This is a genomic window from Kitasatospora sp. NEAU-69 (genome assembly GCF_057158765.1).
The window spans coordinates 180,860-195,011 of the sequence record NZ_JBWXUE010000013.1; the positions used below are offsets into that span (position 1 = coordinate 180,860).

General features: G+C 73.2%; 13 protein-coding genes. 5 read left to right on the forward strand and 8 right to left on the reverse strand.

Annotation, left to right across the window (positions count from 1 at the left end; all coding sequences use genetic code 11):
- Positions 1 to 30: 30 nt before the first annotated feature.
- Positions 31 to 1,755, reverse strand: coding sequence for a nitrite/sulfite reductase (locus AC060L_RS17500; protein WP_483799688.1), 1,725 nt, complete (start codon positions 1,753 to 1,755; stop codon positions 31 to 33).
- A gap of 190 nt (positions 1,756 to 1,945) precedes the next feature.
- Positions 1,946 to 2,164 (reverse strand): putative leader peptide, encoded by a 219-nt coding sequence (locus AC060L_RS17505; protein ID WP_483799689.1) that lies wholly within the window; start codon positions 2,162 to 2,164, stop codon positions 1,946 to 1,948.
- A gap of 25 nt (positions 2,165 to 2,189) precedes the next feature.
- On the opposite strand from AC060L_RS17505, the gene AC060L_RS17510 reads away from it, so the two are divergent.
- The 3 genes from AC060L_RS17510 (at position 2,190) to AC060L_RS17520 (ending at position 6,049) form a co-directional block, all read left to right on the forward strand.
- Positions 2,190 to 3,611, forward strand: a complete 1,422-nt coding sequence (locus tag AC060L_RS17510; RefSeq protein ID WP_483799690.1) for a YihY/virulence factor BrkB family protein — start codon at positions 2,190 to 2,192, stop codon at positions 3,609 to 3,611.
- Between the two features lie 335 nt (positions 3,612 to 3,946).
- Complete coding sequence (gene rsgA, locus AC060L_RS17515; protein ID WP_483799691.1) at positions 3,947 to 5,008, forward strand: ribosome small subunit-dependent GTPase A; 1,062 nt, start codon at positions 3,947 to 3,949, stop codon at positions 5,006 to 5,008.
- Positions 5,009 to 5,047: 39 nt separating this feature from the next.
- Positions 5,048 to 6,049 carry a DNA-3-methyladenine glycosylase family protein gene (locus AC060L_RS17520; protein WP_483799692.1) on the forward strand — a complete coding sequence of 334 codons (1,002 nt, stop codon included), beginning with the start codon at positions 5,048 to 5,050 and terminating at the stop codon, positions 6,047 to 6,049.
- Between the two features lie 6 nt (positions 6,050 to 6,055).
- Here the strand turns inward: AC060L_RS17520 and AC060L_RS17525 are convergent, their stop codons facing one another.
- The 4 genes from AC060L_RS17525 to AC060L_RS17540 all read right to left on the reverse strand — a co-directional run bounded on the left by AC060L_RS17525 (position 6,056) and on the right by AC060L_RS17540 (position 8,889).
- On the reverse strand, positions 6,056 to 6,664 hold the full coding sequence (locus AC060L_RS17525) for a MarR family winged helix-turn-helix transcriptional regulator (protein ID WP_483799693.1): 609 nt from the start codon (positions 6,662 to 6,664) through the stop codon (positions 6,056 to 6,058).
- A gap of 100 nt (positions 6,665 to 6,764) precedes the next feature.
- Positions 6,765 to 7,499, reverse strand: coding sequence for a DUF305 domain-containing protein (locus AC060L_RS17530; protein ID WP_483799694.1), 735 nt, complete (start codon positions 7,497 to 7,499; stop codon positions 6,765 to 6,767).
- Positions 7,500 to 7,507: 8 nt separating this feature from the next.
- Positions 7,508 to 8,233: a DUF3105 domain-containing protein gene (locus AC060L_RS17535; RefSeq protein ID WP_483799695.1), complete on the reverse strand. Its 726-nt coding sequence runs from the start codon at positions 8,231 to 8,233 to the stop codon at positions 7,508 to 7,510.
- A gap of 143 nt (positions 8,234 to 8,376) precedes the next feature.
- Positions 8,377 to 8,889 carry a hypothetical protein gene (locus AC060L_RS17540; RefSeq protein ID WP_483799696.1) on the reverse strand — a complete coding sequence of 171 codons (513 nt, stop codon included), beginning with the start codon at positions 8,887 to 8,889 and terminating at the stop codon, positions 8,377 to 8,379.
- Positions 8,890 to 9,136: 247 nt separating this feature from the next.
- On the opposite strand from AC060L_RS17540, the gene AC060L_RS17545 reads away from it, so the two are divergent.
- Complete coding sequence (locus tag AC060L_RS17545; protein WP_483799697.1) at positions 9,137 to 10,480, forward strand: protein phosphatase 2C domain-containing protein; 1,344 nt, start codon at positions 9,137 to 9,139, stop codon at positions 10,478 to 10,480.
- A 36-nt stretch (positions 10,481 to 10,516) separates the two neighbouring features.
- Here the strand turns inward: AC060L_RS17545 and AC060L_RS17550 are convergent, their stop codons facing one another.
- On the reverse strand, positions 10,517 to 11,128 hold the full coding sequence (locus AC060L_RS17550) for a TetR/AcrR family transcriptional regulator (protein WP_483799698.1): 612 nt from the start codon (positions 11,126 to 11,128) through the stop codon (positions 10,517 to 10,519).
- 222 nt (positions 11,129 to 11,350) lie between these two features.
- On the opposite strand from AC060L_RS17550, the gene AC060L_RS17555 reads away from it, so the two are divergent.
- On the forward strand, positions 11,351 to 12,151 hold the full coding sequence (locus tag AC060L_RS17555) for a peptidoglycan recognition protein family protein (protein ID WP_483799699.1): 801 nt from the start codon (positions 11,351 to 11,353) through the stop codon (positions 12,149 to 12,151).
- A 6-nt stretch (positions 12,152 to 12,157) separates the two neighbouring features.
- Here AC060L_RS17555 and AC060L_RS17560 read toward each other — a convergent pair whose 3' ends face one another.
- Positions 12,158 to 13,975, reverse strand: coding sequence for a serine/threonine-protein kinase (locus tag AC060L_RS17560; protein ID WP_483799700.1), 1,818 nt, complete (start codon positions 13,973 to 13,975; stop codon positions 12,158 to 12,160).
- Between the last annotated feature and the right edge of the window lie 177 nt (positions 13,976 to 14,152).

The following is a 14,152-nucleotide window of genomic DNA, read 5'->3' on the forward strand; positions in this document are numbered from 1 at the left end:
TTGCGCAGGTCAGCGCAGTGATCGGCGCCGTCACGAGAGCTGCCCCTCGTCGGCGCGGGCCGCCCACTGGGCGAACCGCTCGCCGTCCTGGCGGTCGGCCTGGAACCGGGTCAGCACGCGCTCGACGTAGTCCGGCAGGCCGTCCTTGGTGACCTTGAGGCCGCGGACCTTGCGGCCGAAGCCGGCCTCCAGGCCGAGCGCGCCGCCCAGGTGGACCTGGTAGCCCTCGACCTGCTCGCCGTTCTCGTCGGTCACCAGCTGGCCCTTGAGACCGATGTCCGCGACCTGGATCCGGGCGCAGGCGTTCGGGCAGCCGTTGATGTTGATGGTCAGCGGCTCGGCGAAGTCCGGCAGCCGCTGCTCCAGCTCGTCGATCAGGGTGCGCCCGCGCTCCTTCGTCTCGACGATCGCGAGCTTGCAGTACTCGATGCCGGTGCAGGCCATCGTGCCGCGGCGGAACGGGGACGGGGTGACCCGCAGGTCCAGCGCCTCCAGACCGGCCACCAGCGACTCGACCCGCTCCTCGGGCACGTCCAGCACCAGCATCTTCTGCTCGGCGGTGGTCCGCAGCCGGTCCGAGCCGTGCTCGGCGGCCAGCGCGGCGACCTTGCCGAGCAGCGAGCCGTCCACCCGGCCGACCCGCGGCGCGAACCCGACGTAGTAGTTGCCGTCGCGCTGGCGGTGCACGCCGACGTGGTCGCGCCAGACGCCGGTCGGCTGCTCGGGCGCCGGGCCGTCGATCAGCTGGTACTTGAGGTACTCGTCCTCCAGCACCTGGCGGAACTTCTCCACGCCCCAGTCGGCGACCAGGAACTTCAACCGGGCCCGGTTGCGCAGCCGGCGGTAGCCGTAGTCGCGGAAGATGCCGATCACGCCGCCGTAGACGTCCGCGACCTCGTCCAGCGGGACCCAGGCGCCCAGCCGCACGCCGAGCTTCGGGTTGGTGGACAGGCCGCCGCCGACCCACAGGTCGAAGCCCGGGCCGTGCACGGGGTGCACCACGCCGACGAAGGAGATGTCGTTGATCTCGTGCGCGACGTCCAGCTGCGGCGAGCCGGAGACCGCCGACTTGAACTTGCGCGGCAGGTTGGAGAAGTCCGGGTTGCCGATGAAGCGGCGCTGGATCTCCTCGATGGCGGGGGTGCCGTCGATGATCTCGTCCTCGGCGACGCCGGCCACCGGGGAGCCGAGGATGACGCGCGGCGTGTCGCCGCAGGCCTCGGTGGTGGAGAGGCCGACGGCCTCCAGCTTCTGCCAGATCGCGGGCACGTCCTCGATCCGGATCCAGTGGTACTGCACGTTCTGGCGGTCGGTCAGGTCCGCGGTGCCGCGCGCGTAGGTCTGGGAGACCTCGGCGATCGCCGCCAGCTGGGCCACCGTCAGCCGGCCGCCGTCGATCCGGACCCGCAGCATGAAGTACTCGGCGTCCAGCTCGTGCGGGTCCAGGATCGCGGTCTTGCCGCCGTCGATGCCCTCCTTGCGCTGGGTGTACAGCCCCCACCAGCGCATCCGGCCGCGCAGATCCGACGGGTCGATCGAGTCGAAGCCCTGCTTCGCGTAGATCGTCTCAATGCGTGTCCGCACGTTGAGACCGTCGTCGTCCTTCTTGAACTGCTCGTTGGGGTTCAGCGGAGTGAAGTGCCCCATGCCCCACTGGCCCTCGCCGCGGTGACGGGTCACCTTGCGGGCGGCGGCAGCGCGGCGCGCGGGCGCGTCGGCGGACTGGGGCTCGACCGAGTCGGAGGTGGTGGCCATGGTGGGTCCTTACGGGCAGGTGGATCTGCTGCGGGATGAGCGGTATCCCCGGGCTTCACCTGCTCCGACCTGCGGTGATGCGGCAGGTGGCGGAACGCGGTGATCTCGGCCCAAGGGCGCCCGCCCATCCGCTGCGGCGGGGATGTGGGCGGGTGGCGCCGGTGCGGTGGGCGGGCTTTGGGTGGAGCTCTCAGATCACCGGACAGATGGCGCTGGACACGCGAAGGAGATCGACGTGGAGTCGACCTACCAGGGTGGTTCCGGCGCTAGGCATGGCAAGAGATTCGCACGCCGGGCGAGCCCCGGTCCACTGTCGTCCAGGATGTGGACCGGATTGTTCCGAATCCTGAGACCTCAGCGCGGGTGGCCAGCCTGCGGCACCCGGGGACGGTGCGTGCCGCGAGGCCATGCGGGCCGCCCGATACCGTATGCATGTGCAGCCACCAGGTGAGACGAACAGAGCGGGCGCCCCGGCCCCGGCGTCGGAGCGGCCGTCGCGACGGCGCGGCAAGGGCGCCCGTCGGGCGGTCCGGCGTTCGAGCTGGCGTACCACCGCCTGGGCGCTGATCAAGGACACCACCAACACCTGCGTCGAGTACCGGGTGACCGGGCTCGCGGCGGAGGCGGCGTTCTTCACGCTGCTCTCGATCCCGCCGCTGCTGCTCTGCCTGGCCGGCACCCTCGGCTACCTGGACGACCTGCTCGGCGCCGGCACCATCGACAAGCTCCAGCAGGACATCCTCTCGGCGGCCGGCACCGTGCTCTCGTCGTCCTCGATCCAGCAGACGGTCAGGCCGCTGCTGGAGAAGGTCTTCGAGAACGGCCGCCCCGACCTGATCTCGATCGGCTTCCTGCTCTCGCTCTGGTCCGGCTCCCGGGCGCTCTACATCTTCATCGACACCATCACCGTGATGTACGGGCTGGACGGCAAGCGCGGGATCGTCAAGACCCGGGCGATGTCGCTCGGCCTCTACATCGGCTCGCTGCTGATCGGCTCGCTGGTCATGCCGCTGCTGGTGGCGGGCCCCGGGCTGGTGGTGGCGGCGGTGCCGAGCATCGCCGGTCTGGTCAGCGCGCTCTACTGGCCGATCGCGATCCTGCTGCTGATCGTCTTCCTGACCACGCTCTACCACCTCGCGGTGCCGGCGAGCACGCCGTGGCGCGAGGACATCCCCGGCGCGCTGGTGGCGCTCGGCGTGCTGGTGATCTGCAGCGTGCTGCTCCGGCTCTACCTGATCCACTCGGTCGAGGGGCCGAGCGTCTACGGCTCGCTGGCCGCGCCGGTCGCGGTGCTGCTGTGGATCTTCGTGGTGGCGCTCGCGGTGCTGATCGGCGCGGCGATGAACGCCGCCATAGACCGGCGCTGGCCCAGCGTGGAGACGGCCGACGCGCGCGCCGAGCACGATCTGGCCAACGAGCAGGCCGCGGCCGCGATGGTCAGGGAGGCGGCCGCCCGGCGGGCCGCCGAGCGGGCGCTGCGGGCCCGGGCGTTCGGCCTGGCCGAGGGCGTCGAGGACGAGGACGCGGACGCCGAGGGCGCGGCCGAGGACGACGGCGTGGTGCCCTCGGAGTACCCGGAGCGCTGGGCGGACATCCTGCCGCCGACCAACCTGCGCGGGCGGCTGGCCGGTTCGCGCCGGCGCCGGCGCGAGGCCCCGCCGCCGCCGGACAGCGACCGGCCCACCCCGCGGCCGCACCACCACCCGACCGCCGTGGTCCCGGAGCCGGGGCAGCCGGCTCAGCCGGAGCGGCCGGTGGAGCCGTGGGGCTCGGACGGGCGCTACCCCGGGCAGCTGGGGCCGGTCGACTCGGCGCTGCCCGGCCAGCCGCCGCGGCCGCCGTGGGACGGGCAGTAGGCGCGCCCGGTGGTAGCGGGCGGCGGGCGAATAAATCAGGTGCGCGCGCGGCCGGGGCTGCTCTAGGCTGCGCACGCAAGCGAACGTCAGGGCCGTGATGCGTACGGTCCGGGAGAAGAAGAGCAGGAGGTGGGCCACCGATGGTTGTCGTCGCGCTCACGGCTGCCCCGCGCAGCACCGGAACCCCCCTCTTCCTCCCGGCCACCGGCTGACACTCGCTCAGCCCCCGGGATTCGTGCATCCTCCCGAAGGGCTTCACCGCGTTGTTCAACGCTGCTTCCGTCACCACTGCTTCCGTCACCACTGCTGACAGCACTGATGACACCGTTTCACCATTGACCGGCTACGGCTGGACCGCCGAGCTCGCCGAGCTCTTCGCCCCGCTCGTCGAGGCCGGACTGGTCCCGGGCCGGCTCGCCCGGGTCGACCGCGGCCAGGCCGACGTGGTCATCGCCGACCCGCTGACCGGCGAGCTGCGAACCGTCCGCGCCGACACCCGGCCGGTCGGCAGCACCGAGACCTCGGCCAACCCGTGCACCGGCGACTGGGTGGCACTCGACCTCGCCGGGCAGCCCGGCGGGCCGCTGCCCACCATCGCCGCGCTGCTGCCGCGCCGTACCGCCGTCATCCGCAAGGGCGCCGGCAACCGCTCCGACGGCCAGGTGCTGGCCGCCAACATCGACACCGTGCTGATCGCCGTCTCGCTGGCCGCCGAGCCCGACCTCGGCCGGGTCGAGCGCTTCGTCGCGCTCGCCTGGGAGAGCGGCGCCGAGCCGCTGATCGCGCTCACCAAGGCCGACCTGGTGAACGACGCGCAGTTCGTCCGCGAGGACGTCGAACGGGCCGCGCCCGGCGTCACCGTCGTGGTGGTCAGCGCCGAGACGGGCGACGGGCTGGACGTGCTGCACGCCTGTCTGGGCACCAGCACCGCGCTGGTCGGCCAGTCCGGCGCCGGCAAGTCCACCCTCACCAACGCGCTGACCGGCAGCGCGGCGATGGCGGTCCAGGCCGCGCGGGACAGCGACCAGAAGGGCCGGCACACCACCACGACCCGGGAGATGATCCCGCTGCCCGACGGCGGCGTGCTGATCGACACGCCCGGCCTGCGCGGCGTCGGCCTCTACGGTGGCGAGGGCCTGGCCCAGGCGTTCGCCGAGATCGAGGAGCTGGCCCGGGAGTGCCGGTTCCACGACTGCTCGCACCACGGTGAGCCCGGCTGCGCGGTGCTCGCCGCGATCGAGGACGGCGTCCTGCAGCAGCGCCGGATGGACAGCTATCTCAAGCTGCAGCGCGAGAACGAGTGGATCGCCTCGCGGACCGACGCCCGGCTGGCCAAGGAGCGGCAGAAGCTCTGGGCGCAGCGCGGCAAGGAGAGCAAGGGGCGGATCCGGCCGTGACAGGCTGGTTGCCGTAGCCGAACGGAAGGCGGGGCGGTCGTGCGGGACGGGCGTGGTGGGGTTGTCGAGGAGGTGGCCGGCATCGAGGTCGAGGAGGTGGCCGGCCGGCCGGGCTGGCTGGCGGTGCGGCTCGACTACCGCGGGCCGATCGACACCGCACACCTGATGGACTTCCTCGCCGTGCGCGCCGTACCGGGCGTCGAGGAGGTCGTGCCGAGCGCGGCGGGCGGCGGGCGGACCTACCGCCGCACGCTCGCGCTGCCGCACGGTGCGGCGCTGGCGGAGCTGGACTCGGCTGCGGACGGTGGCCGGGTGGACGGCCGGCTGGAGGGTCGGCTGCTGCTGGCCGACCGACGCGATCTCCCCGACGCCGTGCGGCGGTTGCGTGCGCTCTTCGACCTCGACGCCGACCCGGGTGCCACGGTGGCCGGCCTCGGCGCCGACCCGGTGCTCGGTGCGGCCGTGGCCCGCCGGCCCGGGCTGCGCTCGCCAGGCCACGTCGATCCGCACGAGCTGGCGGTCCGGGCGGTGCTCGGCCAGCAGATCACCGTCGCGGCCGCCCGTACGCTGGCCGCCCGGCTCGCGGCTCGCTACGGTGAGCCGCTCGGCGCCGAGTTGGGCGCTGCCGAGTCGGGCAGGCCGGGCGGTGGGCTGTCGGTGCTCTTCCCGACCGCCGGGGCGCTCGCCGAGGCCGACCCGGCCGATCTCAGGATGCCGTTCTCGCGGCAGAACGCGCTGCGCGTTCTCTGCGCGGCGCTCGCCGACGGCACCGTCCCGCTCACGCCGGACACCGACCGGGAACAGGCGGCTGCCGCGTTGCTCGCACTGCGCGGGATCGGACCCTGGACCGTCGGCTACCTGCGGATGCGCGCGCTGGCCGACCCGGACGTCTTCCTGCCGACCGACGCCGGGGTGCGCCACGGACTGCTCAGGCTGGGGCAGCCGGGCGACCCGAAGTCCGCCGCCCGACTCTCGGCCGCCTGGGCCCCCTGGCGCTCGTACGCGGTGCACCACCTCTGGGCCCTGGCGAGCGAACGCTAGGGGCGCCTACTCGGTGGTCGGGCCGGACGCCGGGCCCTGGGCGCCGGCGCCGCCGGCCAGCGCCCGCGCCAGCTGGTCCAGGCCGGGCAGTGCGGCCATCACCGCGTCATGGTCGGCGGGGGAGAGCGAGCCGAGTGCGCCGGCGATCCGGCGTTCGTGGGCCCGCTGCCAGTCCTCCAACTGCTGGTGCCCCGCCGTGGTGAGCGCGATCCGGGCCGTCCTGCGGTCGCCGGGGTCGGCCTGCCGGTCCACGAAGCCCGCGTCCAGCAGCTTGCCGATCAGCCCGCTGACCGTGTTCGGCGCGAGCCGTTGACGGGCCGCCAGTTCGCCGACCCGCAGCGGCGCGGCGGCCAGCGTCTGGAGCAGCTCGACCTGGGCCATCGGCAGCGACTCCCACGGGTAGTCGGTGCGGATGCTGCTGCGCAGCGCGCGCCGCAGCCGGGTGACCACGTCGGTCAGCTGCTGCGCCCGTTCGATCGCCAGCAGCTCTTCGGCGTGCGCGGCGTGAGGCGTTGCGGTGTGCGGGGCGTCGGCCGGGGGGTCCACCGGTGGCTGCTGCCCGGCGTCCGGGCCGGTCAGATCGGTGGCTGGTGGCTGATGGGGCTGGCGCGGCATGGGCGACAGCGTAGCGGTCGGCGGCATGCCGAACGGGCTCACCCGATGGTGCGTGGGTGAGCCCGTTCAGGAAAGGCGGTCGCCGGTCAGCGGTCGCCGGTCACGAGGGCAGCGGCTGCGCCCCGCGCTCGGCGAGCATGCCGGTCATCAGCTGGATCTCCGAGGTCTGCGAGGTGACCATCGACTGCGCCAGGTTCTTCTCCACCTCGTTCTGGCCCAGCTCCAGGTAGCCCTGGGCCATCGCGACGCCACCGGTGTGGTGCTGGAGCATCAGCTGGAGGTAGAAGATCTCGGCGGCCTTGCCGCTGAGCCCGCGCAGCTGGTTCATCTGCGTGTTGGTCGCCATCCCGGGCATCAGCGAACCGTCGTGTGCCGGGTAGGGCGCCATCTTCATCCAGGCCATCGGCGCCGCACCCGAGTTCTGGGTGAGCCCCCACTGCGCGATCCAGCCCATCATCATGCCCCGCTGGTTGGCCTGGGTGTTGATGATGTCGAAGGCGAGGTTGCGGACCTCGGCGTTGTCCGTCCGGTCCATGATGATGAACGACAGGTCGATCGCCTGCTGATGGTGCGTCGACATGTCCCGGGCGAACCCGGCGTCGGGCGAGCCGGTGGCCGGCGCGGTGGCCACCGTGCCCGCGGCGGTCGAGCCGCTCGCCAGCAGCGCGGGCACGCCCAGGCAGAGCGCCACCGCCGCCGCCAGCGCGGCCGGCCACCAGAGCGTGCGCCGCCGCCTGGGCAGCGGCCGGGCCGCCGCGGCGGCGTCGAACTCCCGGTCGGCGGCCTCGCTCAGCGCCTCGTCCTGGTCGTCCTGGTAGCCGTCGTCCCCGCTCATCGGGCGGCTCACTGCATCGCGCCGGAGCTGCAGGACGCGCCGGGCTCCTGGGTCTGCGGGCCCTGCACGTACTTGGTGAAGAACTCGTTCACCCGCGGGTCGTTCGCGTTGTCCACCACCAGCTGGGTGCCCCAGGCGGAGAGCGTGATGGTGCCCGACTCGGTCGGGTAGGGGCTCATCATCGAGTACGGGGTGCCCTGGACCTTCGCGGACAGCGTCTTGATGTCGTCCGGCGTCGCCTTGCCGTTGTACGTCACCCAGACCGCGCCGTGCTCCAGCGAGTGCACCGCGTTCTCGTTGTGCACCGGCTGCGTGTAGACGTTGCCCATGCAGGTCAGCCAGACCGGGTTGTGGTCACCGCCGACCGGCGGGGTCATCGGGTAGTTCACCGGCGTCTGCACGTGGTTGCGGGTCAGGTTGCTCCACGTCTTCACACCGTCGATCGGCTTCTTGGCGGCCGCGACCTGTGCGTCGTGCTTGGCGTTCGCGTTCGTCACGATGTAGATGCCGGCACCGACGGTGCCCGCGATCAGCACGCCGGCCACCGAGAAGGCGATCGCCTTCATCCGCTTCTCACGGCGCTGCTCCTCGGCCCGCAGCTGGGCGATCCGCTCCCGGCGGTCGGCCGTGGTGCTCTTGCCGCCGCCCTTGGGCTTCTGGATCCGGTTGGTCACCAGCTGCTCGGCGGCCTTGCCGCTGTCGCCGTTCTTGGTCTGCTTCGAGGCGGAACCCACGGAAATCTTCCTTGTCCCCGCCGGCGGTCTGCGCACGGCGGAATGAGGTGTAGCAGGGAGGGAGGAGACCGCGGGTCGGGCATCGGTCCGGCAGCGGCGCACCACACGACGGTGCGCCCGGACGGGACCCGCGGGGGTTCCGCCTAGGTCCGGTTGACCTGGAGCAGGTGAAGATCGGGGGCGGGCACCGCCGGGGCGGCGGTTCCCGCGAGGTCGACGACCGCGGGGGCGCCGTCGCCGGCCACCAGCAGCGCGGGCGCGGCCGGTACGGGCTGCGGCGGCGCGTTCGGCAGCTGCGCCTCCTGACCGCTGTACGGGTGGCTGGTGCAGCCGTGACCCGAACGCGGCCCGGACCCGTCGACCGAGCAGAGCGTCACCGGCGCCGGCGCGGCGGCGTCAACGGTGGCGGCCGAGTGCTTGGCCGACCGCGTGCTGTGCGGGTGTGCGGTCACGGTGACCGCCGGCCGGTTCACCGCCGGCGCGGCCTTGGCCGGTGTCGCCACAGGCGCTGCGGCTCGGGCCGATCCGGCGCAGGGCAGGGCCATCAGCAACGCGATCAGCAGTCCGACCAGTGGCAGGGCCGACAGGACGCCGACCGGGCGATCCGCGAAAGCGGCGCTCCCCCGGGGCGCTCTGTTGGGTCCTGTCGCGGTCATGCGCACATATTAATCAGCCGAACGGGTGAAGCGGTCCCCCCAGCGGGCCTCCAGTTTCGGATTCATCCGGGGTTTGGCGTGCCCTTCTTCCGACAGCCCGGCCCCGCTCGTCCGAAACGGCGCGCTTCGTGCCGAAAGTCCGGGACAGCGACCGTCGCCGTGAGGAGAATGACCAGGTGGCCCGCTCATTACCCACCGCCCCGGCAGTTGACGGTATGCACACTGAGCACGGACGAGGAGTCGGCAGATGAACAATCCGACGGTGGACGGTTGGTGGGAGCGCGTCTACGAGGGGCCTGCCGGCAGCCTTCCGGACACTCCGGCCGCCGAGCCGGGGGACGGCAGTGTGGACGACTGGTTCGACTCGATCGCCTCGGTGGTGGGGCTGATCGGGCACCAGCGCACGGGGGAGGACGAGGTCCCCGGGCCGATTCCTGAGCCTGAGTCCGATCCTGAGCCTGAGCCCGATCCTGAGCCTGATCGTGATCCCGACCCGGATCCCGAGCCTGTCGCCGCTGCCTCCAGCACCCCTGTGCCGGCTCCTGTTGCCCCTGCCCCTGTCCCCGCCGCTGCTCCCGCCCCCGCCGCCGCGCCGACTCCGAAGAAGCTCGACCTCACCAAGCCCGCCCCCACCCCGCACGTCGGCTCCCGCCCGCCGACCTACGGCTCCGAGCCCACCGCGCTGCCCGCCGTGCTCCCCGAGCAGGTGGCCGCCGTCGTCCCCGACACCGCGCTCGACGGCGCCCAGTACCCCGGCTTCACGCTGCGCGCCGCCTCGGTCCGCGGCGACTCGGCCCGTTACCGCGGCGAGCCGCGCGGCGATGCGCTGCTGGTCACCCGCTTCGGCACGGCGCCGGACGGCCTGCTGCTCGCCGTCCTCGGCAGCCGCGCCCGCCCGGTCGCGGATCCGCGCGCCGACCCCCGGCTCGACCCGCGTGGGGGATCCGTCGCGCAGCCCGTACCTCACGTACCTCCGTCCGAGACGGCGGCGGCCGCGCCGGGCGCGCTGCCCGACACCGTCCGGCAGGCAGCCGCGCAGCTGGCCGAGGCGATCGGGCGCAGCCGCACCGAGCTCGCCACCGACCTGCGTGAGGGCGCCCGCGACCGTCTGCGGTACGGCCTCCAGCGGCTCACCGCCCGCGCCGCGGCCGGCCTGCGCGCGGTCGCGCCGGACGCCGGGTCGCTGCACTGCCTGCTGGTCTCGCTCGACCCGGCGGCCACCCACCGGGCCGCGTTCGGCCTCGGCCCCGGCGGCCTCTACCTGCTCCGGGCCGGTCACTGGATCGACGCGTACGCCGCGCAGTTGCTGCACCACCCGGACGGTCCGGACGCCGCCGCCGCCCGTCCGCCCGCCGCCGAGCCGCGGCCGTTCCGGTTCCGGCTGGTCCCGGCCACCCCCGGCGACATCCTGCTGCTCTGCTCCCCGGGCCTGGCCGAGCCGATCGCCGAGGAGCCGGCGGTCGCGCACTTCCTGGCCAGCCACTGGGCGCACCCGCACCCGCCGGGCACGGTGGATTTCCTGCGTCAGGTCCAGGTCCGTGCGAAGGGATACGCGGACGACCGGACCGCGGTGGCCCTCTGGACCGACTGACCGCAGAGCCGTCCTGGTCTCAGAGCCGTCCTGGGCTCAGAGCTGCGCGGGCGCGCCGAGCAGCGCCGCCGCCACCGCCGCCACCCGCTCCAGCGACCGCGCCCGGACGGCCCCGGGCAGCCCGATCGCCAGCGGCACCGAGAAGCCGTCCAGCACCGCCCGCAGCTGGACGGCCCGCTCGGCCGCCGACCCGGGGGCGAACCGCCCGGCCGCCACCCCGTCCCGGATCAGCTGCTCCAGATCGGCCTGCCACGGTGCCTCGATCTCCAGCTGCCCCTGCCGGATCTCCGCGCTCGACGGCGACCGCCCCCACACCTCGACCCAGAGGATCCAGCGTGGATCGCCCGGCCCGTCGGGCAGGTAGAGGTCGGCGTAGGCGGCGAACCGCTGCCAGGCGTCCAGTCCGGGGTCGGCCAGCGCGGCCCGGCGCCGCTCGCCCAGCTGCTCCTCGCTCCAGCGCAGCGTTTCGAGCAGCAGCTGGTCCTTGCTGCCGAAGTAGTAGAGGAGGTGCCCGGCGCTCATCTCCAGCTGCTTCCCGAGCCCGGCCATCGTCAGCTTCGCGAGCCCGTGTTCCGCGATCGCCGCCATCGCGACGCCGAGCACCTCCTCCCGGGGCCGCGCCGCTCGCCGGGGACGGGGCTGCGCCATGGTGCGGGGCTCCTGGGAGGTGGGGGACGGAGGACGGATGCCCCTTACTTTACGGACAGCGGGCGGCCGCGCCCTGCCGTGCACTGATCCGCCGTGCGCTGATCGGCCGGACGATCAATTAGCCCGTTCGGGTTACAGCGTCCCGGAGGCCGATAAATCGTCCCCGAAGAATCGCTAGCCTGGCGGCAGTTTCCCGCATCCACCGATCGAGGAGGCTGTCCCGTGTACCTGGTCACCCGCGCCGAATGGGGCGCCCAACCACCCAGCCAGGACTGGACCTACGTCGCGAGCACCCAAGGCGTCAAGGTCCACTACGAAGGCTCGCCCGTCCCCGCCGACCTGCCGGACCACCACGAGTGGTGCGCCGGCCGGGTCCGGGACATCCAGGCAGCCCACATGTCGGATCCGACCGAGGGCTGGATCGACATCGCCTACAACGCCGTGGTCTGCCCGCACGGTTACGTCTTCGAGGGCCGCGGCCTGCACCACGAGACCGGCGCCAACGGCAACCAGCCGCTCAACCTCGCCCACTACGCGGTCTGCGGCATGGTCGGCGACTCCGGGCTCACCCAGCCCACCGACCCGATGCTCGACGGGCTGCGCGACTCCATCGAGTGGCTCCAACAGGGCGGCGGGGCCGGGGCCGAGATCCTCGGCCACCGGGACGGCTACCCGACCGACTGCCCCGGCGACCCGCTCTACGCCTGGGTCCGGTCCGGCGCGCCGAGACCCGGCGGCGGCACCGGGACCGGTGCCGCCCCCGGCACTCCCACCAGCGCCGCCACCGGCCCCCCGTGGCCCGGCGAGTACCTGGAGCTCCGCTCCCCGATGCTGCACGACGACAACGTCCAGGTCTGGCAGCAGCGGATGTCCGACCGCGGCTGGTCGATCGGCGTCGACGGCTGGTACGGCGACCAGAGCGCGTCGATCTGCCGTCAGTTCCAGCAGCAGCACGACCTCCAGGCGGACGGCATCGTCGGTCCGCAGACCTGGAACGCCAGCTGGAACGATCCGATCACCTGACCGGGCTCAGGAGGTGCTCTGCCAGCTGCTCACCCAGAACTTGGCCTCACCGGTCTCCGCATTGGCGGTCTCGATGGTCGCGATCGCGATGGCGTGGGTGCTGCGGTCGCGTATGCAGAGCAGTCGGCCCGCGCTCGCGTGGGCGAAGCTCGGGGTGGTTTCGGGGTGGGTGTCGATCGCGGTGCTGCACTGGGCCGGGGTGGTCGTCGGATCGGTGACCACGGCGAAATCGGAGAGCTCGAGGCCGGACCCGGTGAAGGAGTCGGCCGCGGCGCTGCCGCCGGGGCTGCTGTGCCACATGGCGAGCCCCCACTGGGGGAGGCCGGCAGCGTGCACCAGCTTGCCGGTGCTCAGGTCGACCTGGTAGGCGGTGGTGGCGTAATCGCTTGCCGGGATGTCCAGTTCGACCTTGTTCACCAGCGGGGTGTAGCTCCCCCCGGCGCTGGGTGCCGCGCCGGCGGGCGCCGTGGTGGGCGTGCCGGCGGCCGCGGTCGTGGCGGCGGTCGTCGGCGCGGTCACGGGCGGGGTCGTGGGCGCGGCCTGGGACTTCGCGGCGGCCGGGGCCTGGCCGGCGCTGTTACTGCTGCCGGCCGTCGACTTGCCGTTCCCGTCGAGCAGTACCCCGGCCAGCGTGCCGCCGAGCGCCACCACCACGGCGACGGCCAGCAGCGTCTTCCAGGAGACGCCGCCCGCCTTGGCCGGCGGCGCCGCAGGCGCGGCCGCGGCGACCGGAGCAGCCTGCTCCGGTTGCCGCAGCTGCGTGGTGGGCACCTCGTGGAGCGCCTGCGGTGCCTGTGGCGTCTGCGGCGCCTGCGGCGGTACGGCTGCTGACGGCTGCTCAGGGGTGCCGAGCGGGCGTGTCGTTGTCACGACCGTGGGGGTCGGCGCCGTCCTGGGCAGGTCGGAGCGCCGGGTGATCTCGCTGGCCACCGGTGCGGGGAGCCAGTCGTCGGCGAACCGCAGTTGCCCGCCGACCTCGGGGTGGTTGCGGGCGATCTCGATGATCTCGGCCGGGGTCGGCCGGTCCTCGGGCGACTTGGCCAGGCAGCGCAGCACCAGCTCGCGCAGGTCGGCGGGAACCCCGTCCAGCTCCGGCGCCTCGTGCACCACCCGGTAGAGCACGGCGGTGTCCGGGCCCTCGCCGAACGGCTGCACGCCGCTTGCCACATAGGCGGCCAGCGCGCCCAGCGCGAAGACGTCGGTGGCGGGGGTGACCGCCGAGCCCTGGGCCTGCTCGGGCGCCATGAAGGCCGGCGAGCCGATCGTGACCCCGGTGCCGGTCAGCGCAGTGGCGTCGGCGGCCCGGGCGATACCGAAGTCGATCACCCGCGGGCCGTCGGCCGCGACGAGCACATTGGCGGGCTTCAGGTCCCGGTGCACCACACTGACGCTGTGGATCGCCTGGAGCGCCTCGGCGATGCCGCCGATCAGCAGCAGTACGGTGCGCACCGGCAACGCGCCGTGCTCACGCACCACTTGCTGCAACGAGGGTCCCGGCACGTACGCGGTGACCAGCCACGGCGACTCGGCCTCGGTGCCGGCATCGATCACCTGGGCCGTGTAAAGGCCGTGAATCCGCTGCGCGTTGGCCACCTCCTGGGCGAACCGGCTGCGGAACTCGGCGTCCTCGGCGAACTCGGGGCGGACCACTTTGAGGGCCACCGGGCGTCCGCCGGGGGTGTAGGAGAGGTAGACCCGCCCCATCCCGCCGGCACCGAGCCGCGCGTACAGCCGGTAGCCGGCCACCTCGGCCGGGTCGTCCGGCAGGAGAGGCTGGAAGGTGGGGGGCGGCGTCGGGGCGCGGTGTGGATCATCTGCAGACATGGGGCAGAGATTAGCCCGATGATCTGTCAGTTGTGCTTGATTCCCGCCAAGTTTGATCATCCAACCGAATTGCGCCGACGGCGATCCGTTGCCGATAGGGCATGGTCCGCGTGCGGACGGTATCGGCCCATCGCGGCCACCGTGACGCCGACTCGGCCTCGGCTGCGCCGGGTTGTC

What these genes read in the sequence shown, in the direction of transcription:
- AC060L_RS17530 (WP_483799694.1), bottom strand. Translation starts at nt 7,499, where the DNA reads ATGAGCGGGGACGACGGCTACCAGGACGACCAGGACGAGGCGCTGAGC.
- AC060L_RS17540 (WP_483799696.1), bottom strand. Translation starts at nt 8,889, where the DNA reads ATGACCGCGACAGGACCCAACAGAGCGCCCCGGGGGAGCGCCGCTTTC.
- AC060L_RS17500 (WP_483799688.1), bottom strand. Translation starts at nt 1,755, where the DNA reads ATGGCCACCACCTCCGACTCGGTCGAGCCCCAGTCCGCCGACGCGCCC.
- AC060L_RS17560 (WP_483799700.1), bottom strand. Translation starts at nt 13,975, where the DNA reads ATGTCTGCAGATGATCCACACCGCGCCCCGACGCCGCCCCCCACCTTC.
- AC060L_RS17550 (WP_483799698.1), bottom strand. Translation starts at nt 11,128, where the DNA reads ATGGCGCAGCCCCGTCCCCGGCGAGCGGCGCGGCCCCGGGAGGAGGTG.
- AC060L_RS17545 (WP_483799697.1), top strand. Translation starts at nt 9,137, where the DNA reads ATGAACAATCCGACGGTGGACGGTTGGTGGGAGCGCGTCTACGAGGGG.
- AC060L_RS17525 (WP_483799693.1), bottom strand. Translation starts at nt 6,664, where the DNA reads ATGCCGCGCCAGCCCCATCAGCCACCAGCCACCGATCTGACCGGCCCG.
- AC060L_RS17505 (WP_483799689.1), bottom strand. Translation starts at nt 2,164, where the DNA reads ATGGCCTCGCGGCACGCACCGTCCCCGGGTGCCGCAGGCTGGCCACCC.